This window comes from Pseudarthrobacter sp. Y6, from assembly GCF_050156205.1.
In the GTDB taxonomy this organism is placed as follows: Bacteria; Actinomycetota; Actinomycetes; order Actinomycetales; family Micrococcaceae; genus Arthrobacter.
Genome location: NZ_CP189574.1, coordinates 3781718 through 3805108, shown reverse-complemented (window position 1 = coordinate 3805108; position 23391 = coordinate 3781718). Strand labels below are relative to the sequence as shown.

General features: G+C 65.3%; 22 protein-coding genes and 3 pseudogenes. 19 read left to right on the top strand and 6 right to left on the bottom strand.

Translation table 11 applies throughout. The features are described 5' to 3' along the window. Positions 1-83: 83 nt before the first annotated feature. A complete protein-coding gene (locus ACQCSW_RS18310; protein ID WP_426988163.1) occupies positions 84-1448 on the bottom strand; it encodes an 8-oxoguanine deaminase in 1365 nt (454 codons plus the stop codon). A 364-nt stretch (positions 1449-1812) separates the two neighbouring features. On the opposite strand from ACQCSW_RS18310, the gene ACQCSW_RS18305 reads away from it, so the two are divergent. From ACQCSW_RS18305 to ACQCSW_RS18275, 7 genes and pseudogenes are all read left to right on the top strand, one after another. Continuing rightward, entirely contained in the window at positions 1813-2307 is a 495-nt protein-coding gene (locus ACQCSW_RS18305; protein WP_426988161.1) for a nucleoside deaminase, read from the top strand. 14 nt (positions 2308-2321) lie between these two features. Further along, positions 2322-3848 carry an NCS2 family permease gene (locus ACQCSW_RS18300; protein WP_426988159.1) on the top strand — a complete coding sequence of 509 codons (1527 nt, stop codon included), beginning with the start codon at positions 2322-2324 and terminating at the stop codon, positions 3846-3848. Between the two features lie 296 nt (positions 3849-4144). Then, positions 4145-5386: an XdhC family protein gene (locus ACQCSW_RS18295; protein WP_426988157.1), complete on the top strand. Its 1242-nt coding sequence runs from the start codon at positions 4145-4147 to the stop codon at positions 5384-5386. Then, positions 5377-6327: an FAD binding domain-containing protein gene (locus tag ACQCSW_RS18290; protein ID WP_426988155.1), complete on the top strand. Its 951-nt coding sequence runs from the start codon at positions 5377-5379 to the stop codon at positions 6325-6327. Before ACQCSW_RS18295 ends, ACQCSW_RS18290 begins: the two co-directional genes overlap by 10 nt. 2 nt (positions 6328-6329) lie before the next feature. Next, on the top strand, positions 6330-9179 hold the full coding sequence (locus ACQCSW_RS18285; protein WP_426988153.1) for a molybdopterin-dependent oxidoreductase: 2850 nt from the start codon (positions 6330-6332) through the stop codon (positions 9177-9179). Between the two features lie 263 nt (positions 9180-9442). After that, a pseudogene (locus ACQCSW_RS18280) lies at positions 9443-9822 on the top strand (cytosine permease); the annotation flags it as partial. A gap of 92 nt (positions 9823-9914) precedes the next feature. Further along, on the top strand, positions 9915-10694 hold the full coding sequence (locus ACQCSW_RS18275) for an SDR family oxidoreductase (RefSeq protein ID WP_426988151.1): 780 nt from the start codon (positions 9915-9917) through the stop codon (positions 10692-10694). 283 nt (positions 10695-10977) lie between these two features. Here ACQCSW_RS18275 and ACQCSW_RS18270 read toward each other — a convergent pair whose 3' ends face one another. Then, positions 10978-11175, bottom strand: coding sequence for a hypothetical protein (locus ACQCSW_RS18270; protein ID WP_426988149.1), 198 nt, complete (start codon positions 11173-11175; stop codon positions 10978-10980). A gap of 75 nt (positions 11176-11250) precedes the next feature. Between ACQCSW_RS18270 and ACQCSW_RS18265 the strand changes: the two genes are divergently transcribed. Then, entirely contained in the window at positions 11251-11712 is a 462-nt protein-coding gene (locus ACQCSW_RS18265; RefSeq protein ID WP_426988147.1) for a winged helix-turn-helix transcriptional regulator, read from the top strand. A 251-nt stretch (positions 11713-11963) separates the two neighbouring features. Here the strand turns inward: ACQCSW_RS18265 and ACQCSW_RS18260 are convergent. The 3 genes and pseudogenes from ACQCSW_RS18260 to ACQCSW_RS18250 form a co-directional block, all read right to left on the bottom strand. Next, positions 11964-12056, bottom strand: a pseudogene (locus tag ACQCSW_RS18260) (AAA family ATPase); the annotation flags it as partial. A 90-nt stretch (positions 12057-12146) separates the two neighbouring features. Further along, positions 12147-13033 (bottom strand): IS5 family transposase gene (locus ACQCSW_RS18255; RefSeq protein ID WP_426988145.1). Its coding sequence is split into 2 segments (ribosomal slippage): positions 12147-12895 and positions 12895-13033, totalling 888 coding nucleotides; the frame shifts between segments, so codons are not numbered across the junction. A 243-nt stretch (positions 13034-13276) separates the two neighbouring features. After that, a complete protein-coding gene (locus tag ACQCSW_RS18250; protein ID WP_426988143.1) occupies positions 13277-13855 on the bottom strand; it encodes a VOC family protein in 579 nt (192 codons plus the stop codon). A 1134-nt stretch (positions 13856-14989) separates the two neighbouring features. On the opposite strand from ACQCSW_RS18250, the gene ACQCSW_RS18245 reads away from it, so the two are divergent. The 11 genes and pseudogenes from ACQCSW_RS18245 (at position 14990) to ACQCSW_RS18195 (ending at position 22661) form a co-directional block, all read left to right on the top strand. Next, positions 14990-15349: a transposase gene (locus tag ACQCSW_RS18245; protein ID WP_426988141.1), complete on the top strand. Its 360-nt coding sequence runs from the start codon at positions 14990-14992 to the stop codon at positions 15347-15349. Between the two features lie 65 nt (positions 15350-15414). Then, positions 15415-15933, top strand: coding sequence for a DDE-type integrase/transposase/recombinase (locus tag ACQCSW_RS18240; RefSeq protein WP_426988139.1), 519 nt, complete (start codon positions 15415-15417; stop codon positions 15931-15933). A gap of 19 nt (positions 15934-15952) precedes the next feature. After that, entirely contained in the window at positions 15953-16156 is a 204-nt protein-coding gene (locus ACQCSW_RS18235) for an IS3 family transposase (RefSeq protein WP_426988137.1), read from the top strand. 106 nt (positions 16157-16262) lie between these two features. Further along, positions 16263-16952 carry a hypothetical protein gene (locus ACQCSW_RS18230; RefSeq protein ID WP_426988135.1) on the top strand — a complete coding sequence of 230 codons (690 nt, stop codon included), beginning with the start codon at positions 16263-16265 and terminating at the stop codon, positions 16950-16952. Positions 16953-17418: 466 nt separating this feature from the next. Further along, complete coding sequence (locus ACQCSW_RS18225) at positions 17419-18177, top strand: prolipoprotein diacylglyceryl transferase (protein ID WP_426988133.1); 759 nt, start codon at positions 17419-17421, stop codon at positions 18175-18177. Beyond that, on the top strand, positions 18174-18527 hold the full coding sequence (locus ACQCSW_RS18220; RefSeq protein WP_426988131.1) for a hypothetical protein: 354 nt from the start codon (positions 18174-18176) through the stop codon (positions 18525-18527). Before ACQCSW_RS18225 ends, ACQCSW_RS18220 begins: the two co-directional genes overlap by 4 nt. A gap of 229 nt (positions 18528-18756) precedes the next feature. Continuing rightward, positions 18757-19119, top strand: a complete 363-nt coding sequence (locus tag ACQCSW_RS18215; RefSeq protein WP_426988129.1) for a hypothetical protein — start codon at positions 18757-18759, stop codon at positions 19117-19119. Then, positions 19116-20720 carry a radical SAM protein gene (locus ACQCSW_RS18210; protein ID WP_426988127.1) on the top strand — a complete coding sequence of 535 codons (1605 nt, stop codon included), beginning with the start codon at positions 19116-19118 and terminating at the stop codon, positions 20718-20720. The genes ACQCSW_RS18215 and ACQCSW_RS18210 overlap by 4 nt, the downstream gene beginning before the upstream one ends. 20 nt (positions 20721-20740) lie before the next feature. After that, positions 20741-21115 (top strand): hypothetical protein, encoded by a 375-nt coding sequence (locus ACQCSW_RS18205; protein WP_426988125.1) that lies wholly within the window; start codon positions 20741-20743, stop codon positions 21113-21115. Between the two features lie 101 nt (positions 21116-21216). Continuing rightward, a pseudogene (locus tag ACQCSW_RS18200) lies at positions 21217-21669 on the top strand (recombinase family protein); the annotation flags it as partial. Between the two features lie 368 nt (positions 21670-22037). After that, positions 22038-22661 carry a Pr6Pr family membrane protein gene (locus tag ACQCSW_RS18195; RefSeq protein ID WP_426988123.1) on the top strand — a complete coding sequence of 208 codons (624 nt, stop codon included), beginning with the start codon at positions 22038-22040 and terminating at the stop codon, positions 22659-22661. 83 nt (positions 22662-22744) lie between these two features. On the opposite strand, the gene nboR is transcribed toward ACQCSW_RS18195, so the two are convergent. Beyond that, a complete protein-coding gene (gene nboR / locus ACQCSW_RS18190) occupies positions 22745-23353 on the bottom strand; it encodes a nicotine blue oxidoreductase (RefSeq protein ID WP_426988121.1) in 609 nt (202 codons plus the stop codon). Positions 23354-23391 lie beyond the last annotated feature (38 nt).

The following is a 23391-nucleotide window of genomic DNA, read 5'->3' as shown; positions in this document are numbered from 1 at the left end:
GGCCCCGTTTCGACGGTTCCCTGCAGGTACGACGTCGCTGAACGTCGTGTGCGCAGGGAACCATCGAAACGGTCAGCAAAGAGTTACCCCGCCACAAGCTTCCGCGCCGCGGCGGAGTGCTCTGCAATGAGCCCCGCGACGTCCAGCCCCGGAATCTGCCCGTCCACCACACGCCACTCGCCGCCCACCATCACCCGGTCCGCGCGGTCGGCACCGCACAGCAACAACGCTGCAATGGGGTCGTGGCTGCCGGAGAAGCGCAGGTCGTCGAGGCGGAAGAGTGCAACGTCGGCCTGCATCCCCGGCGCCAGTTGACCAATATCCGGGCGCCCCAGGACGGCCGCCGAGCCCCGCGTGGCCCAGCCAAGGGCGCGCTCCACGGGAACATCCGCCCCGTAGCGCAGCCGCTGGAGGTACAGCGCCTGCCGGGCTTCCAGGATCATGTTGGAGGCATCGTTCGACGCCGAGCCGTCCACGCCCAGCCCCACCGGCACCCCGGCAGCCTCGAGTTCCAGCACCCTCGCGGTGCCTGACGCGAGCCGCATGTTCGACGTCGGGCAGTGCGCGACGGCGGTGCCCGCGGCTCCCAGCCGGCCGATCTCGTCGTCGTTGAAGTGGATGCCGTGGCCCAGCCAGGTGCGGTTGCCCAGCCAGCCGACGCTCTCCAGATAGTCCACGGTGCGCAAGCCAAACATCGAGTGGCAGAAGTCTTCCTCGTCGATGGTCTCGGCCAGGTGCGTGTGGAGCCGGACATCCAGCCGTTCGGCCATGGCTGCGCTCTCGGCCATGATCTCCTTGGTCACCGAGAACGGCGAACACGGGGCCAGGGCAATCTGAATGACGGCGCCGTCGCCGCGCTCGTGGTACTGGGAGATGAGGCGTTCGCTGTCCGCCAGAATGATCTCCGGCCGCTGCACGGTGGACTGCGGCGGCAGGCCGCCGTCGTCCGTTCCCAAAGTCATGGAGCCGCGCGTGAGGGTGGCTCGCATGCCGAGTTCGCGCACGACGCCGACCTCCACGTCGATCGCGTCCTCGAGTCCCGCGGGGAAGAGGTAGTGGTGGTCGGCTGCCGTGGTGCAGCCGGAGAGCAGCAGCTCGGCCAGGGCCACTTTCACCGCGAGTTCCAGGCTGTCCGGAGTCAGGCGCGCCCAGACTGGGTAGAGGTTCTGCAGCCATGGGAACAGCGGGGCGTTGGACACCGGACCCCAGGCGCGCGTGAGGGTCTGGTAGAAGTGGTGGTGCGTGTTGATCAGGCCGGGCAGCAGCACGTGGCTGCCGGCGTCGAAGGTCGTATCGCAGGGTACGGACGGCTGCCCGCCGGCCGGAACCAGCTCGGCGATGATGCCGCCGCTGACCACTATGCCGCCACCGGCGTCGAGCCCGTTGGCGGTGAAAACGGCGAGCGGGTTCTTGATCCAGAGCCTGGACGGGGCGGAGATGTGGGCCATGAGGGTTCCTCTTCTGGTCGGCAACGAATGCGTTCCAGCTCAGTTAGGCCCTGTCTGCTGATCCAGGATGCCGGCCTGCTCATTGGCGGCCGGTGGCAATCAGCGTAGAGGGCGGGGCTCAGGCGCGTCAATGTGACCCGTCCGAAAAAATAATTTCACATCACGAAATTAAGTTTCCAGAAACTATGGCGCCGCTCACATGTCCGGTGCTAGTCTCAATCTTGCCAAAGGCGGGCACCCGGACTCCGGGAAGCTATCTACCAGGCGAACCTTCAAAAGCACATGCTGAAGCCTGGTAGCCGTTGCACTGGCACGTCCCCGTCACGGGGTTACTGGGCTTCCTCAGCACTAAGGAAGTCGCAAAATGAGTACAACCGTCACGGCCGAACATTTTCTGGCCACATCCATTGACCTGGCAACATCCAATGTCCTCAACAGCGGCGGCCCCTTCGGCGCCGTCATTGTCACCGCGGATGGCCACGCCTTCGAAGGCGTCAACCGGGTCACCGCCACGAACGACCCCACGGCCCACGCCGAGGTCACCGCCATCCGCAATGCCTGCCGCGAACTCGGCACCTTCGATCTCAGCGGAGCCACCCTCTACACCAGCTGCGAGCCCTGCCCCATGTGCCTGGCCTCGGCCCTCTGGGCGCGGATCGGCAACGTGGTCTTCGCCGCAGACCGGCACGACGCGGCCTCCGTGGGCTTCGACGACGCCGTCTTCTACGAGTACTTCGAGAACGAGGACCGGGATGCACTCATGCCGGTCTCCAAGCTGGAACTGGGCGATCCCCAGGCTCCCGCCATCCTGGAACCGTTCAACACCTGGAACACGCTCGATTCCAGGATTGACTACTAGGGCCGGTGGCTGACATGACAATCCTGGACCCCGCAGAAATGCGAAAGGCAACTGAAAAGCAGGCTGCGCCCGCAGGCGCAGGGCAGACAGCGGCACCCCGCCCCCCGGCGTCGAAATCCTTCCTGGATGGTTTCTTCCAGATCACCAAGCGTGGCTCCACGCTGGCCCGCGAATTCCGCGGCGGCATTGTCACGTTCTTCACGATGGCCTACATCGTGATCCTCAACCCGCTGATCCTGGGCGGCTTCTCGGCCGAGAACGCCCCCACCGACGTCGCTGGCGGCTGGCTCCCGGCAGCCCAGGTAGGTGCCGTCACCGGACTCACCGCCGGCGTCATGACCATCGTGTTCGGCCTCGTCGCGAACCTGCCGTTCGGGCTCGCAGCCGGCCTGGGCATCAACTCGTTCCTGGCCGTGGCCGTCATCCAGGACGTCACCTGGCCCGAAGCCATGGGCCTGGTGGTCATCAACGGCATCCTGATTGTCCTCTTCGGCGCCACGGGTGCCCGGACAGCGATCTTCAAGGCAGTCCCCAAGGAACTCAAGGCAGCCATCACCGTTGGCATCGGCCTGTTCATCGCCTTCATCGGCTTTGTGGATTCTGGTTTCGTCCGCCCCACCAAAGGCGGCCCGCCGGTCCAGCTCGGCAATGACGGCTCCATCACCTCCATCCCCACACTCGTTTTCATCGTCGGGCTGCTGGTCATGGGAATCCTCGTGGCTCGCAAGATCCAGGGCGGCCTCCTGATCGGAATCGTCGCCAGCACAGCCCTCGCCGCCGTCGTCGAGGCCGTCCTGCACATCGGACCCGGCAGCGCCGACAACCCCGGCGGCTGGCACCTCAACACACCGGTGTTGTCCGGCCAGCTGGTGTCCGCCCCGGACTTCAGCCTCGTGGGACAGTTCGATCTCTTCGGCTCCTTCTCGAGGATCGGCGGCCTTGCAGCCATCATGCTGATCTTTACCCTGGTGTTCACCAACTTCTTTGACGCCATGGGCACCATGACCGGGCTCGCCAAGAGCGCTGGCGTGGCGCACAAGGACGGCACGTTCCCCAAGCTGAAGTCCGCCTTCATCGTCGAAGGCCTCGGCGCAGTGGCCGGTGGCGCGACGTCCGGCTCGTCTAACACCGTGTACATCGATTCCGCGGCCGGCATTGGCGAAGGCGCCCGCACCGGCCTGGCCTCCGTGGTGACTGGCGTGCTGTTCCTGGGCTCGATGTTCTTTACGCCGCTGACCTCGGTGGTACCGCTCGAGGTTGCAGCCTCCGCCCTGGTGGTGGTGGGCGCCATGATGATGGCACAGATCCGTGAGATCAAGTTCAGTAAGTTCTCGATCGCGCTGCCGGCCTTCCTGACCATCGTCACCATGCCGCTGACCTACTCGATCGCCAACGGCATCGGCGTCGGATTCATCTCCTTCGCCGTCATCAGCGCTGCGTCCGGCAGGGCCAGGAAGGTCCATCCGCTCATGTGGGTGGTCACCGCGGGCTTCATCATCTACTTCGCCCGGGGACCCATCAACGCACTGATGGGCGTGTAGGCCCTGGCGTTACCGCCCATTCGGGCGCCTCAGACGGCGGTCCATCCGCACCCACCGCATTGAGTAGGCGTCCACCGCCGTGGTTCGTAGCACCGGAACCCACGACGGCGGGCGGCGGTGGAGTGCGGTGCTCCGTCATGGACCGGGGCGGGATTGGAGCCCCCGTCCCGGTCCTCTCAAACCAACTACCCAGATTTTCCCGCTACACCAGCAAGGAATGAGATTATGAGGCAAGACCGCGCTCTGTTCCGGACAGGCTTCCCGTCCGGAACCCCAGTGGTAAAGGACGTGTTGCAATGCTGGACCTAATACCTTCACTGGGAAGCTGGCGGCCTGCAATCTCCGGCCAGCGCTGCGCCGTCGCCACCATCGTGGCTGCCGGCGGCTCCGTGCCCCGGCCGCTCGGCACCTCCATGGTGGTCTCCGAACACGGGGACGTCCTCGGCAGCCTCTCCGGCGGATGCGTGGAGGGCGCCGTTGTGGATGCCGCCCTTGAGGCAATGCGCGACGGCGGCAGCCGTCTTGAGTCCTTCGGCTACAGCGCCGCGGACGCGTTCGCCGTCGGGCTGACGTGCGGTGGGGAGCTGGAAGTCCACATCCAGCCGACCGGAACCGCCGGCCTGGACCTGGCTGCCTTGCGCAGCTTCGCGCACGCAGACGCTCCATCCTCCCTCGCCATCATCCGCCGGCTGGACGCCGGGGGAGGAGCCGTGGTGGTGGCCGATCCCGCTCGCTTCACCGCAGCGGGATCGGCCGCGCTGGCAGCCTTGCTGGGCGGCGACGCCTCCGTGATCCGGGCGGCCGCCGCCCAGCTCGAACCCCTGCTGCGCGGCGGCCGGGCCGGCATCGTGCGGCTGGCCCCAGCCGAGGGCTGCGGGACCTCCGTACCCGAGCCCGAACCCATCACGCTGTTTGTGGAAAGCAGGCTGCCGGCGGCCCGGATGCTGATCTTTGGCGCCAACGACTTCGGCGCCGCACTCGTGCCGGCCGGGAAACTGCTGGGCTATGACGTCACCTTGTGCGACGCCCGGCTGGCCTTTTCCAGCCAGGGCCGCTTCCTCGCCGCCGACCAGGTGGTCACGGACTGGCCGCACCGCTACCTTGCCTCAGAAGCGGCCGCGGGACGGGTGGACGGCCGGAGCGTGGTGTGCGTGCTGACCCACGACCCCAAGTTCGACATCCCGCTGCTGGAAACCGCGCTTGGCCTGGGCCTCGCCTATGTGGGCGCCATGGGGTCGCGGCGCAGCCACCGCCAGCGCATCGATGCGCTGCTCGCGGACGGCACGCCGGCCGAGGCGCTGGAACGGCTCCATTCGCCCATCGGCCTGGATCTGGGCGCGGTCACCCCGGCCGAAGTGGCTGTTTCCATCACCGCCGAGATCCTTGCGTCCCGCACGCCGGCATCGATGGCGCCGCTCACGGCATCCTCGCTTAAGGACGGCAGCGGCCCCATCCACCACACAGAACCCCGCGCTGCGCTCGAACCACGCTCGACGCCCCGCACGCACGAATCCCGCCAGGAGAACCCATGGACATGAACACCATCGAGGCCGTCGTCCCCACCGCGGACCCCGCCGAATGGCGCGACGGCGATGCCTGGCTGGCGGGCGGCACGGTCCTGTTCTCCTACGGGAGTACTGTTCTGAAGCGGCTGCTGGATTTGGGCGAAGCCGGCTGGCGGGCCGTGACCGTGGACGACGCCGGGATTGAACTGGCCGCCACGTGCACCGTCGCGGAGCTCTACGCCCTGCCGGCTTCCGAGGCAGTTGCCGGCAGGAAGTGGCCGGGACTGGACTTGTTCCGTCCGTGCTGCGACTCCTTCGTGGCATCCTTCAAGATCTGGAACATGTCCACCGTGGGCGGCAACCTGTGCACTTCGCTCCCGGCCGGGCCCATGATCTCGCTCTGCGCGGGGCTGGACGCCACCGCCACCATCCTCGGCCCCGGCGGCAGCAGCCGCACGGTCCCGGTGGCCACGTTCATCACCGGGGACGGGCAAAACAGCCTGGCACCCGGGGAGCTCCTGCGCAGCATCCACCTGCCGGCGTCGGCCTTGTCCGCGAAAGTGGCGTTCCGGCGGCTCTCGCTCAGCAACCTCGGCCGTTCCGGGGTGCTGCTGATCGGACGGCGCGACGCCGACGGCGGCCTGGTCATCACCGTCACCGCCGCCACCAAGCGCCCCGTGCAGCTGCGGTTCGCCGCTGCCGTGATGCCGGGCCCCGCGGCCCTTGCGGCCGCCGTCGGGAAGGCCATCCCGGCAGAGCTCTACCACGACGACATCCACGGGCTGCCCGAATGGCGCCGGGACATGACCCTCCGGCTCGCGGAGGAGATCCGTGCGGAACTGCTTGAAGAACGGCTCACCGTGTCGGGCGATTTCTGGACCGGACCGTCCGGCCCGCCGCACGCCACGTCGCCGCAGCCGAGCGCGCAACCCGGACCCGCATCAACCCCGAAACGGCAGCAGAAGGAGGCCTGAGCATGGCAATCGAAATCAACGGCACCGCCACCCCGGCCACACCCCGCCCCGGCCAGTGCCTGCGCACTTTCCTGCGCGAACAGGGCAACTTCGGGGTCAAGAAAGGCTGCGACGGCGGCGACTGCGGTGCCTGCACCGTCCACGTGGACGGCACCCCCGTGCACAGTTGCATCTACCCCGCCGTCCGTGCGGAGGGCAAGGCAGTCACCACCATCGAGGGGCTCGCCCAGGGCGGTGCGCTGCACCCCGTGCAGGAGCAGTTCCTGGCCGAACAGGGCTTCCAATGCGGCTTCTGCACCGCCGGCATGATGATGACCGCAGCCACCTTCGATGACGAACAGAAGGCCAACCTGCCCCGCAGCCTCAAGGGCAACCTCTGCCGCTGCACCGGCTACCGTTCCATCGCGGACGCAGTGTGCGGGACCCACGACAAGCACAATCACGATGGCGGCGTGGCGGGTGGCGCGGCCCGTCCAGCTTCGGCGGCCGGAACCGCCGCGGACGGCAACACCGCGGCCGGCACCACGGCATCCCGGGCCGGGCAGCTCGGCGACAACGTGCCCGCCCCGGCAGGCCTCGCCGTCGTCACCGGCACCGCCCGCTACACACTCGATGTTCCGTCGGGCGAGCTGGAAGGACTGCTGCACCTGAAGCTGCTGCGCTCACCCCACGCGCACGCGCGGATTGTCTCCATCGACAGGACGGCCGCACTCCGGGTGCCCGGCGTCGTCGCCGTCTTCACGCACGAGGACGCCCCGGCGCAGCACTTCTCCACTGCCCAGCACGAGTTCTACACTGACGATCCCGACGACACCCGCGTGCTGGACGACGTGGTGCGGTTCATCGGCCAGCGCGTGGCCGCCGTCGTGGCCGAATCCGTGGGTGCCGCCGAGGCCGGGGCCCGCGCCCTGCAGGTGGAATACGAGCTTCTGGACACCGTCTTCAGCCCGCAGGACGCCATGCTTCCCGGCGCCCCGGCATTACACGGGGACAAAGACCCCGTAAAGGCCCGGATCTCGCGCCCGCGGCAGAACGTGGTGGCCGAGCTGCACTCGGAACTGGGCAGCGTCGCGGACGGTTTCGCCGCTGCCGATTTCATCCACGAGCACACGTACAGGACCCAGCGCGTGCAGCACGTTGCCCTGGAAACGCACTCCTCCATTGCCTGGCTCGACGCGGAAGACCGCCTCGTGGTCCGCACCTCCAGCCAGGTCCCGTTCCTGGTCCGGCGCACTTTGGGCCGCGTGTTCGACCTCCCCGAGGACCGGATCCGCGTTGTGGCCGGACGCGTTGGCGGCGGCTTCGGCGGCAAACAGGAAGTGCTCACCGAGGACCTCGTGGCCCTCGCCGCGCTCACGCTTCGCCGGCCCGTGCAGCTGGAGTTCACGCGCACGGAGCAGTTCAACGCCACCACCACGCGGCACCCCTTCACCATCAAGCTCAAGGCCGGCGCCAGCAAGGACGGGCTCCTCACCGCGCTGCAGCTGGACGTGGTCACCAACACCGGCGCGTACGGCAACCACGCCCCCGGCGTGATGTTCCACGGCTGCGGCGAATCGCTTGCAGTGTACAAGTGCGCCAACAAGAAAGTGGACGCGCACGCCGTCTACACCAACACCGTGCCCGCCGGGGCCTTCCGCGGCTACGGGCTGAGCCAGACGATCTTCGCGATCGAGTCGGCTATCGATGAGCTGGCTGTCGGCATCGGCATGGATCCCCTGGAATTCCGGCTCAAGAACATGGTGCGCGAAGGCGACGACATGCTCTCCACCACGCCCGAACCGGAGGAGGACGTCCACTACGGCAGCTACGGCCTGGACCAGTGCGTCTCCTTGGTGCGCGATGCCCTGTCTCGAGGCAAGCAGCGCTACCGCGACGCCGGGCTCGATGACCTCGGCCCGGGCTGGGTCACCGGCGAGGGCTCCGCGCTGTCCATGATCGACACCGTCCCACCCCGCGGCCACTTCGCCCACACCCGCGTGAGCCTGCTCCCGGACGGCACGTTCGCAGCCGACGTCGGGACCGCCGAATTCGGCAACGGCACCACCACGGTGCACGCCCAGCTGGCCGCGACGGCGCTCTCCACCAGGGCGGACAGGGTGGCCGTCCGGCAGTCCGATACCGACCTGGTGGAGCACGACACCGGCGCGTTCGGTTCGGCCGGGACGGTGGTGGCCGGCAAGGCCACGCTCCTGGCGGCCACCGGGCTCGCTTCCCGGATCGTCACCGTCGCCGCGGCGCTGACCGGCGTTCCGGAGACCGAATGCGTGCTCGACGACGGCGGCGTGGACTGTGCCCGGCGGCGGGTTCCGCTCGCGGACATCCACGACGCCGCGCGGCACCAGGGCGTGCAGCTCGCCGTCGAGGGCAACTGGGACGGTACCCCACGATCAGTGGCGTTCAATGTGCACGGCTTCCGGGTGGCGGTCAACACCGGCACGGGGGAGCTGCGGATCCTGCAGAGTGTGCAGGCCGCCGATGCCGGCGTGGTGGTTAATCCGCGGCAGTGCCGCGGCCAGATCGAGGGCGGCATCGCGCAGGCGCTGGGCGCTGCCTTGTACGAGGAAGTTAGGGTGGACGACGCCGGCCGGGTCACCACGGACATCCTGCGGCAGTACCACATCGCCTCCTTCGCGGACGTGCCGCGCAGCGAGGTTTACTTCGCATCCACCAAGGACCAGGTAGGCCCGCTCGGGGCGAAATCCATGAGCGAAAGCCCGTTCAATCCCGTGGCGCCGGCCCTGGCCAATGCGATCCGGAACGCCACGGGGGTCCGGTTCGCGGAGCTGCCGATCGGACGGGACAAGATCTACCTGGGTTTGAAGGAAGGAGGTCCAGTCCTCTCCCGCTAGAACCAACGCGGGGTCAGATACGGCCCATGGGGCGGGGTTTAGTAGGCCGTATCTGACCCCGCGTTGATGCGGTCGTAACCGTTTGTGACCAGCCGTGTTCCGGCGACCCCTTGACTGATGCGTGACCCAGGTCATACATTTATTTCACTAGTCGATACCTATCTTCCGCATTGTGGAAATTGCAAGGACGCCCCTGCCGGCAGTTTCCGGCATGAATCCCACAGCGGCACGCATGGAAGACATCTTCAAGAAGTGAGATCAGGATGCAGACAACCCCGCTGACCGGCGGCGACCCGACACCCGAGCCAGCCGTTGACCTGGGCAAAGCAGCCCATCCCTCCATGGGTGTCGACGCGCTTTGCGATGCAGCCAGCGTCGCCTCCGGCCGGACGTCCACAGCCTCGGAAACTACGCCTTTGCCATCGGACTCTTCGCCCTCGGGCTGGGCGGCTGGCAGATCCTTCTCGCTCTGGGAGTCGGAGCTGTCCTCCTGTTTGCGCTGCTCAGCCTCTCCGGCTTTATGGGCGTTAAGACCGGCGTCCCGTTCCCTGTCATGAGCCGGATCAGCTTCGGCATCAGGGGAGCCCGGATCGCCAGCCTCCTGCGCGGGGCGGTGGCCGTGGCATGGTTCGGCATCCAGACCCCCGCGTCCCAAGACAGTCATAGGCTGGCCAATAACGGCGGCGGAAGTGCCCGCTGCACCCTAGCCCGGCCATCAACACAAGGAGCGACCCCATGACTGCAACCCACCGGCCCGTACCACCCCACCGGCCGGCGCCGGTCGCCGTCGTAACCGGTGCTGGTTCCGGGATTGGCAGGGCGGTGGCGCGGCTCTTGCTGGCCGACGGGTACCGCGTGGTGTTGGCCGGCCGGCGTGAGGCTCCGCTGCTGGAGTCCGCGGCCGGGCACCGCCAGGCGCTGACGGTGCCCTGCAACGTAACAGTGCCCGACGACGTCGAGCGCCTGTTCGCTGCCGCCCTCGGGAAGTGGGGGAGGGTTGACCTCCTGTTCAACAACGCCGGCGTGTTCGGCCCGGCTGCGTCGGTGGATGAAATCAGCGTGGCCGACTGGGACGCGGTGGTGGCGGTGAACCTTACCGGCTCGATGCTGTGCGCCGCCGCGGCCGTGCGGGCCATGAAATCCCAGGAACCACAGGGCGGCCGCATCATCAACAACGGGTCCATTTCAGCGCATTCGCCGCGGCCGCGGACCGTGGCCTATACGGTCACCAAGCACGCCATGACGGGTCTTACCAAGAGCATAGAGCTGGACGGCAGGGGCTTCGGCATCACCTGCGGCCAGATCGACATCGGCAACACGGCCACAGACATCATGGCCACCATCGGCGTGGACTCCGGTGCCCTGCAGGCTGACGGCAGCCGCAGGGTGGAGCCCACCTTCCCGGTGCAGGATGCCGCGCGCGCCGTGCTCCTGATGGCAGGAATGCCGCCGTCGGCCAGTGTGGGCTCGGTGGTGATCACGGCCGCCGGCATGCCGTTCATCGGCCGCGGCTAACAAAGAGGAATCCACACCTTTCCGCCACGGAAACGGACGTCCGCACCGGGGTTTCCCCGGGCGAGCGTCCGTTTGCGTGGCGGATTGTCTTCTGTCCGAAGGATCTCCAAAATTTCGGCGGCAGGCCCGTGATGAGGCCGAGCAGGTCCAGGGATACCTCCTCGGGGATGCCGAGCCGGCGTGCATCGATCCCGCCCGACAGCCGATCTCGGGCGGTCGCCGCGCAGCGCGCCGTGCCGTAACGGGGCGCCGCGCCGAGCCCGGCGTGCCAGAGCAGGTGATCCTAATGCGGATGCGTCGAGAAGCCTGCCACAACGGTATGGCCCGAATCGGACAGGTCGTTCGCGAGGCAGGCCATTTCGTAGCCGTGCACCCCGGCGTAGATGAGCAACACGCCAGCCCCGCCCTGCACGACAACGGCGTTGCTTTGGCAGAACTCGCTCTCGTGGATCAGCACACCCTCTGCAACCTGCGTCAGCACGGGTGGCTCCTTCCGCCTGTGGTTTGCAATCGCTTGTTGAGACGGTAGTACCGGCGGTTGAGGTATGCAAGCAGTATGGGCGAAGCGTATGAGCCGCGGTCGGGGTGCCCGATCGACGCCACCATCGAGGTGTTCGGCGATAGCTGGAGCCTGCTCGTGCGCCGCGACATCGTCTTCGGGGACCGCCGCTATTTCCGAGAGCTGCAGGCCGGCTCAGAGGAGGGGATCCCCTCAAATATGCTCGCCGACCGGCTCAAGCGACTCGTCGCGGTGGGACTACTCACCCGGGAAGACGCGCGAGCCGGCCAGCGGGCGCGCCACAGTCTGACCGAACCCGCGATCCAACTCGTACCCGTGTTCGCTCAGCTTGGCAGCTGGGGCTTCGCCACCGGCCCACGAGCCGCGCGCTGCGCGTTCGCGCCGAACGGCTCGAACAAGGCGGACCCGCGCTCCGGCAAGCGTTCATGGACGAGCTTCGCCATCCGCACCTCAGCTCCGATACCTCACCGCGATCACCGAGCGTTCGCGAACGCCTAAACGCGGCCTATTTCGCTGCTACCAAGTCCTCGTAGCTGCCAGGCCGTCGGCCATGTCCCAAGGCGTCAACGGACACCGCCCGAGATGATGTCTCACATAGGGGACGTTCAACGGGCACTCGCCCGGAAGCTGGCGGTTCTGACACTGCTAGATTGCGACGGTGCCCGTTTGACCGTCCCGGCATCAGGCCCGATGACGGGGCGTGTGGAGTTGGTCGCTAAATGGCGGCGTTCTGTGATCGCTCCATGGCGCTAGTTTCCGATGACGAGGATGCTCGCGGCGGCTTCGATGACGTCGTCGGTGATGGTCTCGAGCTCGTTGATCTTCAGCACCCGGGCAACCTGTCCGACGGCGAGGTCCTCGCCGCGCTCGACGATCGCCGAGCGGCCATACTGCCCGCCCTCAGGCAGTACCTGAGGACTTAGGGTGTGTTGCTAAACCCCTGATTTGATCCAGATGAGGGCCGAGGCGAGGGTGACGCCAGCGAGGTAGCTGCGTGCTGTTTTGTCACTTCTGGTCGCGATGCCACGCCATTGTTTGAGCCGGTTGAAGCAGCGTTCAACCACATTTCGGCCTTTGTAGGCTTCCCTGTCGAAGGATCGGGGGCGTCCGCCTTTGGAACCGCGCCGAGCCCGTCCTGCGATCTGATCTGACCGCTCGGGTTTCGTGACTTTGATTCCCCTGCCGGCCAGGTAGCCGCGGTTGGCGCTGGAGGTGTACGCCTTCTCTGCCAGCACCCGGTCGGGCCGGACGCGCGGCCGTCCCCGGGAGCTGCCGGCGACCGAGATGGTCTCCAGCACCGTTTGGAAGAATGAGGTGTCGGCGGCCTGGCCGGCGGTGAGGACCAGGCCCAGCGGCCGTCCCTTGCCGTCCGTGGCAAGGTGGATTTTGCACGTCATTCCGCCCCTGGACTTGCCGATCGCGTGGTCGCCCGGCTCCTCAGCGCCGAGTTTCTTGTATTTCTGCGGGGCCCCTGTGACCCGGGGAAGGGTGGCGCCATGTTGATGCACCCGGGTGATCGTCGCGTCCACCGACACGGTCCAGTCAATATCACCGGCGCGCTGGCCGGCTGCCTGCACGGCCGCGAGGATACTGGCCCAGGTACCGTCTCTGGACCAGTCCGCGAAGCGCCCGTAGACCGAGTTCCAGTTCCCGAACCTCTCGGGCACATCACGCCAGGGCGCCCCGTGCGGAACCGCCAGACGATGCCCTCGACCGTCCGCCGCAAGTCCATGATCGGGCGCCTGTTCCCCTTCCAAACCGGGAAATGCGGTGCCATCACAGCCCATGCCTTGCCAGAAATTTCCTGCCTTGCTGCCATGAATCAAGCCTGACGGAAATCAACCTTCAAAGGGTTTAGCAACACGCCCTAGGGCCTGTGGCCGAATTCCGGTCGTGAGATGAGGCACCGTGGACTGGGCCGGTCGGCCGCGCCCGTCCGCGGCGGTCTCGTCGGCGCCGCTCCGCCAACCAGCGGCTGCGTCGGCGGGCAGGGGTGCCGGACATGTCCGGCACCGCGGAGTGTGGAGCGCGAGCCGGCCGGCGACGGTCGGAGTGGCGTCGCTCACCGCGGCAGCGGGTTCGGTCCGGTCGCCGTCACGAGGCGCTGCGGGACCCAGTCGTCGACGTGGACGAAACCGTCGAACGTGGCGCCGTGTTGGAGGACGACGACGTCATACAGGGAGCGACGGTAGAACTTGACGTGGGTGAAGTCCTCGAAGAGGACGTAGTAGGGCTCGTTGTCCGCACTCTGGAACTGCTGCCCGGTCAGCGCGGCGCGATGCTGCCGAGAGAAGGCCTCCACTTCGTCGCCGACGACCACTCCGAGGTGCTCGAGGCCCATCTTGTAGACGCGCTGGTGGACCGGCGGAATGAGCTCGATGAGCGGGACGGACATCCCGTCGAGGACCTCGAGCGGCGTGGCGAGCAGGATCATCGAGATCGGCCGGCCGTTCCAGACGTTCTCGGCGCTCGCATTCGCGTGGCGCTCGAGCAGGGTCCGCGCGTGGACGTACTGGTCCCATTCCGGCACGCGGAAGGCCATGTGGCTGAGCGTGTACGCGCGGATGTCGATGCCTCGGGCGAGCAGGCGGTGGTGCTGCTGCAGGGCGAACGCCCGATAGTCCCCGATTATGTCTCCCACCGGATCGGCCATCGTCTCCTCCTCTTGGTCGCCATCGTACTACGCGGTATGCGGCGAAGGGATCAGACGACCGCGCGCCAATCCACACAGACCGCGGGCTCCGTGGGAATGAGCTCGTCGAAGGCCGCTTCTTCAATATCGACCGCCTCAATCACCTTCGCGAGAGCATCGTTTAGGCGTTCGGTGCGTCGGTGCTCAAGCTCCCGACGATAGATCCAGTAGGCGATAACGGCCGCGACCGCTGCGCCGATGGAGGGTTCCGATGCTCGCGGACAGCGTGTCAGGCAGGAACGATCCCCAGAGGTCGGCGCTCAGCTGCACGGTCATGTCCGCACCCTACTGGCAGACAACGATGCGGAATGACTGCCACCGCGACGTCGAGGGGTCAGAGAACGCCGCCAAAGAGCAATCAACTCCACAGACGGGGCGTCATACGCACGAGCTCGAGCACGTCATCCTATTGTCTCGCAACCCTAGTGTTCTGAGACGGAAAGGTTTCGAGACACCGAGTGGGATGGGGAACCTTCAACGGTTCGTTTCGAAATTGGCCGCGTGGAAGCAGAGGTTGCGCGACGGCTATTCGGACGTCTAGTTGGTAGACAGGTCACAGGAACGTTAGAAAAGACCAGGAATGAATTTCGAACTGACCACACTCTTCCCTAATGCCTTGATGTATCTCGTACTAGAGGATGATCCCGAAGATTCCGGATATCGATATCCACGGGGTTACGCTGTGGTCGCGTCAGGGCAAGGAACTTGACCGGTATTTTGTTTGGCCTGAAGCGCCGCCGTGCTGACTTTGGCCTGTTCAGAGTGCACTATCAGTGCGCGACAGGTGTCGCTCACTTGTCTGAGTATCTCGACTTCATCCGGGACCACCATTGATACCAGGGAAGCACGGACAGCGTGTCTTCCAGGGTGGCAGCAACAACCGCGAAGTTCTTGATGTTGCCGAATTCGGACCCGACGGAAAATCAGGTACTCCCGGCCGGTGACTGGAAACCCTCATCAGGCGTACGGTGACTGCTACACACCCTTGGTTGGGTCCCCATGTAGAAGTCCAGTTGCTCCGGGTCCCTCTTGGTAGACCAGCTATATGTGAGAGGTGGATAGTGACTTCTAGGAGGTCATGAAATGCCTTTTGAATATCCTGCATCTGTCCGCCGTGGACTGAGCGAGCGTATGCGCCAGGGGGAAGCTGTCTTGGCGGTTCATGCCGAATCCGGGATCTGTTTGGGCACCCTGTACCGGTGGAAGCACCAGGCTCTGGTGGATGCGGGCCTTGCCGCGGGAACGCTGAGCACGCAGGCCCCGGACGTGCAGTCGGCTGCGAAGAGGATCCGGCAGCTTGAGGACGAGCTGGCCATCGTGAAGGCTGCCAGTGCCCTCTACGACGAGCAAGTGGTGGTGCCCCCAAAAGGAAGTTCGCGATTGTCGACGGGCTCGTCGCCCAGGGCTTCTCAGCCAGACGTGCCTGCCGCACCGTCGCGCTGAACCGTTCGACCGACATTAAGCACCTTCGCTGTGAGCTCTCTATCCGGGCCATCAGACGACGCATCGTGGCCGACTATGTCGTAATGATTCACGGGCAGTCCGGTGGGACCTACGGTTGGCGCCGGATCCGTGCCGAGCTCCTGGATGAGTACGAAATGATCGTCAACAGCAAGCTGATCAAGGCTGTCATGCGGGAGCAGCAAATTGCCGGGGTTCCGCGCTTCAAGATCTTCCGCAATCCGCTGGGAGACAAACGCGTGGACGCGGATCTGGTCAAGAGGGTCTTCACGACCGATGGCCCCAACCGGCTGTGGCTTACCGACGTCACCGAGCATCCGACCCGGGAGGGAAAGGTCTATTGCTGCGTGGTGATCGATTGCTTCGCCCGGACAGCTGTCGGCCGTTCTTTCTCTACGATCAACGACACGGCGTTGGTGAGCCGGGCGGTCAGCCAGGCCCACCACAGCCGTGAACGAGACGGAGCCACGGTCATGCATTCGGATCACGGCACCAATTTCACATCTTGGGGTTTCAGCGAAAACCTGCCAGTGGGAGCTCACCGCCTCACTCGGAAGTGTGGGTGACTGTTTCGACAACGCGGCCATGGAGACGTTCTGGGGGCGCATGCAGACGGAGCTGTTGGACCGGAAACGGACCTGGCAGACGGTCATCGAACTGGTGACGGCAATGAATGGTTGGCTCGATTTCTACAACGGCAAACGCCGGCACAGCTACACCGGATATATGAGCCCGGATGCCTACGAAGTACTCTGGAACGACATCAATAATCCGCTCCTTTTCACATAAGAACGGTTGAAGAACCAGGACCCCTATCAGCCTCCGCGGAGGTTTTTTATGAGTCAACTCGACCCGTGGACATTTGGTCAGGCGGAACCTACTATGAGCCATGCCCATGACCGGCCGAGTCGTCTCCGCCGCGGTGCTGCTCGTCATTGGGGCAGCACTGGCACTGCTGGCTGTGCTGGTCCACTACGAATTCATGAGAATATACGGTGATGTCAGCGGTACCGCGTTCGAGGGGCTCACTTGGGGGGTGACGGCCGGTCCCTCCGGATTAGCGCTTGGTCTGGTCGCGATCGTTGCCGTGATCGGCTTGGTACTCTCGACACGATGGTGGATGCGGCCGACGGCCGTGGCCATCCCGGTCCTCATGCTGCTCGGGATGCTCGCTGTCACCCCCGCGGCACTTGGGCAGAAGCTTGAGGTGCAGTTCGACTCGGCTCCGCAATGCGTGATCGAGGGCACGGACGAGCCCATGGCCACTGCAGATCGTGAGTCGCAACGGGCGTTCGATTCCATCAGTCACGTCGGCGATTTCAGCGGTGGCGGCGTAAGTGGTGTCGGCGGCTGTGAACGCAGGTTTGTGCTCTCGGGAGACGTTAACCTTGATGCGATGCGGCACTATCGTTTAGCGCTGCCTGCGGCGGGCTGGGAAGTGGTCGAGGATGACGGGCGCCGCTTGCGGGCCCAGCGTGAGGGCCTGGCGTTCGAGGTGATGCTCTGCCCTGGAGGCGGCGTCGTCTGGGCCGGCAGCGACGACGACCTCGCAAACGGAATACGGATGGGCTGTGACCAGCACTGAAATTTGCCCACACGACCTCTGGCAACGACGGTGAAAACGACATTCCGTAAGCTCAATCCCGAGCACTGTCCAGTGAAGTAGCGCTGCGCACTTTCGGTGGCGGAGTTCGTCTTAGCGGTCTTGAACCAGTTGGCATATCTGACTCGTGTCATCCTGCATCGGCGTGTGGTAGCTGGCCGATAAGGACCACACACGCGATGTCACCCACGACGTCCAAGGGGCGAGGCAGTTCAGTCCTGTAGGCCTCCTGCTGGATCGTGCCGCATCGACTACCGAAACCAGCCTGCAGACGTCCTGCTTCCCTAAATTCAAGAAGTAGGGCTTCGCTAGCACGTTCATCGTGTACCCGTGTCTCAGAAGGTTCTATCTCTGCAGCCTCGCGGCGGCTCCACGTCCACAGGTAGTTCCCGTGAACGTCCGGATGTGGGATCGGAGGGGCAGGAATGGTCACTGCTACACTCTGCTCATGATCGGGCTTCCCTTCGCGGGAGACGGGCTGGTGCACGCCGGCTTATTAGGGCTGGGAATCCTCGCAGCTCTGCTGTTCTACGCCTACGAAAAGCGCCGCAGAGGCCTCACCGATCCACGGTTGTGGCCCATTGCCGGTTTCGCTGTCGCCTTCGGAGCCATCGGCTCAAGGGTCCTCACGTGGGATGTTTCCCGGCAGTTCTCCTTGGCGGACTGGTGGGGCAACGGCGATCGCAGCATCCTCGCGGGCCTGGTCGGCGCGTGGTTCGGCGTCCATCTGGGTAAACGGCTGACAGGTTACCGCGAATCCACCGGGGATTTACTAGCACCCGCGGTCGCCTTGGCGCTGATCATCGGGCGCATCGGCTGCCTCCTTACTGAGTTGCCGGGCACTCCCACTGGGACAACGTGGGGGATCGCACTCACGCCCGGGCAGGCTGCGATGTTGGGCGGAGTTCCCGGGGTAGGGCTCCACCCGTCCTTTGCCTATGAAATCGTGTTCCACGTGGCCGCATTCGTGCTCATGTGGCGCTTTCGGGACCGCCTGCCTCATCCTGGTGACCTCTTCATCTGCTACGTGACCTCCTACGCACTGTTCCGCTTCGGAGTCGAATTCGTCCGAGGCAACGAGGTGCTCTGGCTGGGGATGAGCCGTCCCCAATGGTTCCTCCTGATGATTCTCCCCCTGCTGTTCTGGCGGATGCTGCGCGTATTCGGGAAACCACTCCGCCCGACGTTGGAAGGAAGAGTGGCATGAGCAAGGACCACCCACCGCGTCAAGAAGAGGAGGATCCCCCTGAACCAGGGCTCGGCCCCATGGGGTTCGGAATCCTGTTGGGGACTACTGCCCTTTATGCCTTCTATCTCTTGGGACCGGGTGCTTTCGGTCGTCTGCAGGCCGAGGCTGGTTCAGGACCCTCTTCCATGCGTTTCCTGACCGGGCCGTCCGCCTTCATTCCCATCGCCGGCTATCTGGCGATAGCGATTGTGCTGGCGGTCTGGCCACCCACATCCCGGTGGGGTGCGGGGCTGCTGATTGGTCTGGGGATCTTCACCCTGCTCGGCGGTGGGGTCTGCGTCGGATCCCTCGCACTGATGGGAGGCTGAGATGAATCCGTCACCGTTCTCTTCCCGGCAGGTGCTGCCCGGCCCGGGCCAGCCGCTGCGCGGGGACCGCATTCCGGTTCGGCGTCGAATTCGCCCGGGGCAACGAGGTGCTCTGGCTGGGGATGAGCCGTCCCCAATGCATCCTCCTGATGATTCTCCCCCTGCTGTTCTGGCGGATGCTGCGGGTATTCGGGAAACCATTCCGCCCAAAGTTGGAAAGAAGAGTGGCATGAGCGATGACAGCCCCGAAGAAGCCTGGAGCCCACTGCCACCGCCCCGAGAAGAGGCGCCGCCCTCTGAACCAGGGCTCGGCCTCATGGTGCTCGGAATCCTGTTGGGGGTTCCTGCCCTTTATGCCCTCTATTTCGGGACAACACGTGGTATCGCTCCGGATGAAGGGTACAAGACCTTCCTCGCCGGGCCTGCAGCGTTCATACCAATCGCCGTCTATCTGGCGGTAGCCATTGTGCTGGCGGTCCGGCCACGCACGTCCCGGCTGGGTGCGGGGCTGCTCATGGGCCTGGGTGTATTCACCCTGCTCGGCGGCGGGGTCTGCGTCGCAGCCCTCTCGCAGATGAGAGGCCTGAGATGAATCCGTCACCGTTCTCTTCCCGGCAAGCTCTGCCCGGCCCCGGCCAGCCGCTCCGTGGTGACCGTATCCACCGGTACGTCACAGCCTTCTGTCCCCACTGCCACGAGACAAACCCCCCGCTCGCGCAGGTCCGGCGCCTCTCCGGCGCGCTGCTGATCCGCGATGACCGGGTCTGGCTCGAACGCGGCTGCCCAGATCACGGACTCGTCAGCACCTTGTACGACGAGTCTCCGGAAATTCTGCGCTACCTGGAGAAGTGGCAGGCGCCGACCAAGCAACACATCCCGGACCAGGCCGACAACTACCGCCAGGTACCGGAGGCTTACGCATACGGGCTGCCCGCCATGCAGACGCAGCACACGTGCATCCTCCTGCAGGACATCATCGAGCACTGCAACCTGCGCTGCCCCACCTGCTTCACCGCCTCCGGCCCCCAGCTGCAGGGAGTCGCGCCGCTCAGCGAGGTGCTCGCAAATATCGACACCCGGCTTGCCCGCGAAAACGGGCGGCTCGACGTGCTGATGCTCTCCGGCGGCGAGCCGACGCTTTATCCCCATCTGGCCGAACTTCTGGATGAGCTCGTCGCTAGGCCGATCGTCCGGATCATGGTGAACAGCAACGGCATGCTCATGGCCACCGACGACGAACTACTCGGACTGCTGGCCAGACACCGGGACCGCGTAGAGGTGTACCTCCAATACGACGGCCCGTCCAAAGAGGCATCCATCCACCACCGAGGCGGAGACCTGACCCGCTTCAAAGACATGGCCATCGCGCGCCTGTCCGAGGCAGGTGTTTTCACCACCCTGACGATGACAGCGACACTCGGCGTCAACGACGGTGAGGTCGGCGCCGTCGTCATGAGGGCTTTGGAAACCCCGTTCGTGGGTGGGGTTGCGCTTCAGCCGGTGTTCGGTTCAGGGCGCGGCCACGGCATCGACCCCACCGACAGGCTCACCCACACAGGCGTGCTGGAACGGCTCGCGGAGCAAACCGGAGGGGTGGTCTCATGGCACGACCTGACAGCACTCCCGTGCTCACATCCGCATTGCGCGTCCGTGGGCTACATGCTGAAAGACGACTCAGGGGTCTGGCGTTCGCTGACAGCCCTCATCGGGCACGATCAGCTGCTCGCCTGGCTGGAACTCAATCCTGACAGCATCGCCAACCGCATCGCCGACAGCGCAATCCCGCTCGAGTTGCGCAACCTCATGAAGTCCTCCCTGCTGGACCTGCTGAGCGAGCAGTCCTCGCTGTCCCACCCGCGGACAATGGATCTTTGGAAGAACATCTGCACCCAGTGCGACCTCGGCATCGGCACACTCACCACACTGGCTGCCGGCAAGCTTCCAGGACAGCAACAGCGGCTGCGCAGACTCCTCGCCGAACGGATCACCCGCATCATGGTCAAGCCCTTCATGGACATCTCGACCATGATCGAGGAACGGCTCACGCAATGCTGCGTCCACGTGGGCACAAAGAGCGACACCGGCGATCACCAGTGTGCTCCCTTCTGTGCTGTCCAGGCGTGGCCGGCCCTGGCCAAGCAACGAATGAGCACAGCCACGGGCACACGGCTTCTCCCAGTCCGCCAGGTCTGAGTCAGCGATAGGAAGGAATGATGAGTTCAGCTTCTGATGCCCGGCGTATTGCAGCCGGGCCATTGCCGTCGCAACTGGTGCGCTCCAAGCACGCAGGCCGGCACGGACACAGCCCTGACCCTGAAACGGATCCGCAGTCCCCGCCGACCTTCGACCCGCTGCGGCTCTGCATCTTCGCGACCATTGCCCTGCTCGGCTGGGCAGCCGGTCCGGTGGCACTGGCCGTGTTCGCCGCAGTCGGATTCGCAGGCTATTGGAAAGCACGACGGAGGGGCCTGACGAGATCGAACTGCTACCTCCGCGATACGAGGCTGGTCTTGGCCTACCTGGGCATCCTGCTAGCGGCTGGGTTATGGGGGATATATTCGCTGGCAGCTCAACTGTCCGGCTTTTAAACCAACAACAGTGTGCGGTCGCATCGCCGAAGACCCATACCAGCAAGCAGGCGTGCAGACGACTCTGGACATTCCGTGCAGACGACTTCGAAAAGTGACAGCGAGCTTCACGACCCCAGTTCGATCGTGCACTCGACGCGCTAATCGAAGGAGACACCCTCGTCATCACGACGCTGGACCGGCTCGGACGGTCGACCCAGAACATGCTCGCCTTCGGCGACGAACTCCGCGACCGAGGCGCGGGCCTACGCGTCCTGAACCTCGGCGGTGGCGACGTCGACACCGCGACACCCATGGGGTCGATGTTGCTCACGATCATGGCCGCTCTCGCGCAAATGGAACACGAGATCAAACGCGAACGCGTTACCGATTCCATCAGCAAACGCCGCGAGGCTGGAAAGGACCTTGGCGGCCGACCCCGCCGGGTCACTGACAGTCAGATTCGAAGCGCTCTCCGCCTGGTCGAAGGCGGCGAGCCCGCTGCGCAGGTTTCCCGCGATCTCGGAATGTCCCGAGCAACATTTTATAGACGGTCGCGAGCACTCACGAACTAGTCGCGTCGCATCCCCTTAGAGCGACACCAAGCGATCACAGAACGCCGCCAAAGAGCGATCAAATCCACACTCTTGGTGACCCAACGGCCAGAATTTCCTATGTTTCCGCGGTTTTTCGATGATCTGCATCAACGGCACGCGGTTTGTGGTCACGAACAGATCTTCGCCGGCACAGGAGGCCCACCGGCTCGCTTTACCCACGCCATACTGCCGGCCATTCCAGCCAGCAACGCCCTGTTCCGGAAGGATTCTCAGTACGCGAAGTAGGCCACTTGGCAGAGGCGCTCGAGCTGCCGATCACGGAGCGCCCATTCAACGTAGGAGTGTCGAACCGCGTCTGAGCTGGGGATTCGGCAAGGATTGGGGCTATGACCAAGAGAACTGTGCTTATCGGGGGACGCTTTTTCTTTGGCCTTTTGACGTTGGCGGCGGTAGGAACACAGCTGACAGTTCATTTGGGCATGGGCTATGCCGTCTGGAACTTCTTCAGCTACTTCACCAATCTGTCCAACATCTTCGCTGCGTTGGTGCTTCTCATCAGCGGCTACAGGGTCCTGATCCGCAAACGCCCCAGCGAAATCGACGACGTCACGCGCGGCACGGCAACCATCGCCATGGCCGTGGTGGGACTCGTGTTCGGTGCACTGCTCGCCGGGGAAGATCTCGGCTCGCTGCTGCCGTGGGTCAACTTCGTGGTGCATTACCTGATCCCTGTGGTCATGGTGGTGGACTGGCTCTTCCAACCGCCGCGGGCCTTGCTCACGGTCAAGCACATCTGGTACTGGCTGCTCTACCCCGTCGGCTACCTGGTCTACAGCCTGGTCCGCGGGGCCTTAGTGAACTGGTACCCGTACTGGTTCGTCGATCCCGCACGGGCGGGTGGCTGGGGCGGGGTGGTGGTGTTTGCGCTCGCCATTTCCGTCGGCTTCCTCGTAGTGAGCCTGGCGATGCTGTGGCTCGGCAACAAGCTCAAGCGGCAGGTGGATTACTAAGCCCGCATGAGGCGGCCCACACATGCCGTTGCCGCACGTGACGGTTCGTACGACACGGCAGGCGGGACGAACGAGGCTCGGCGTTAGTCGAGGAGGTGCAGTTGTTCGGGGGTGTCGAGGTCCTCGCCGCCGGAGATGTCGCTGCAGTCCACGAGGTCTATCAGTTCCGGGTGGGCCTGGAGGAAATAGCGTGCCCCGGTGTCGCCCGTTGCCGTTTCCGCGGCCTGAGCGCGGAGGCGGGAATCCAGGAGCAGGGGATGACCCCGCTGGAGTTTTCCTTCGGTGCCACGGTAGGCGGCCGCCGTCACCCGGCCAGGCTGGTGGGATGCCAGCAACCGGGCGACGGTTTCTGCGGCCAGGCCGGGCTGGTCCACGAGCGCGATGAGCACATGGTCCCCCGGGGCTGCTGCGGCAACTCCCGCCCGGAACGAACTTCCCATCCCGCTGGCCCAGTCCGGGTTGTCGATGACCCGGTGCCGGCTGAGATCGGTGGCGGCGCGGACCGATTCCGCGTCCGCGCCGAGCACCGTCACCACTTCCAGGCAGCCGCCCGCGAGCAGCACGTCTGCCAGCACTTCAACGAGCGTGCGGCCCTGGAACCGGAGCAATGCCTTGGGCCCGAGCCCCAACCGCGTCCCGGCACCGGCGGCAAGCAGCACCGCCGTCGTGCGTTGTTTGTCCAGGTCAGCCATCGCCCCAGCCTATTCCCCAGCTCCGCCCGCCGCCCCAT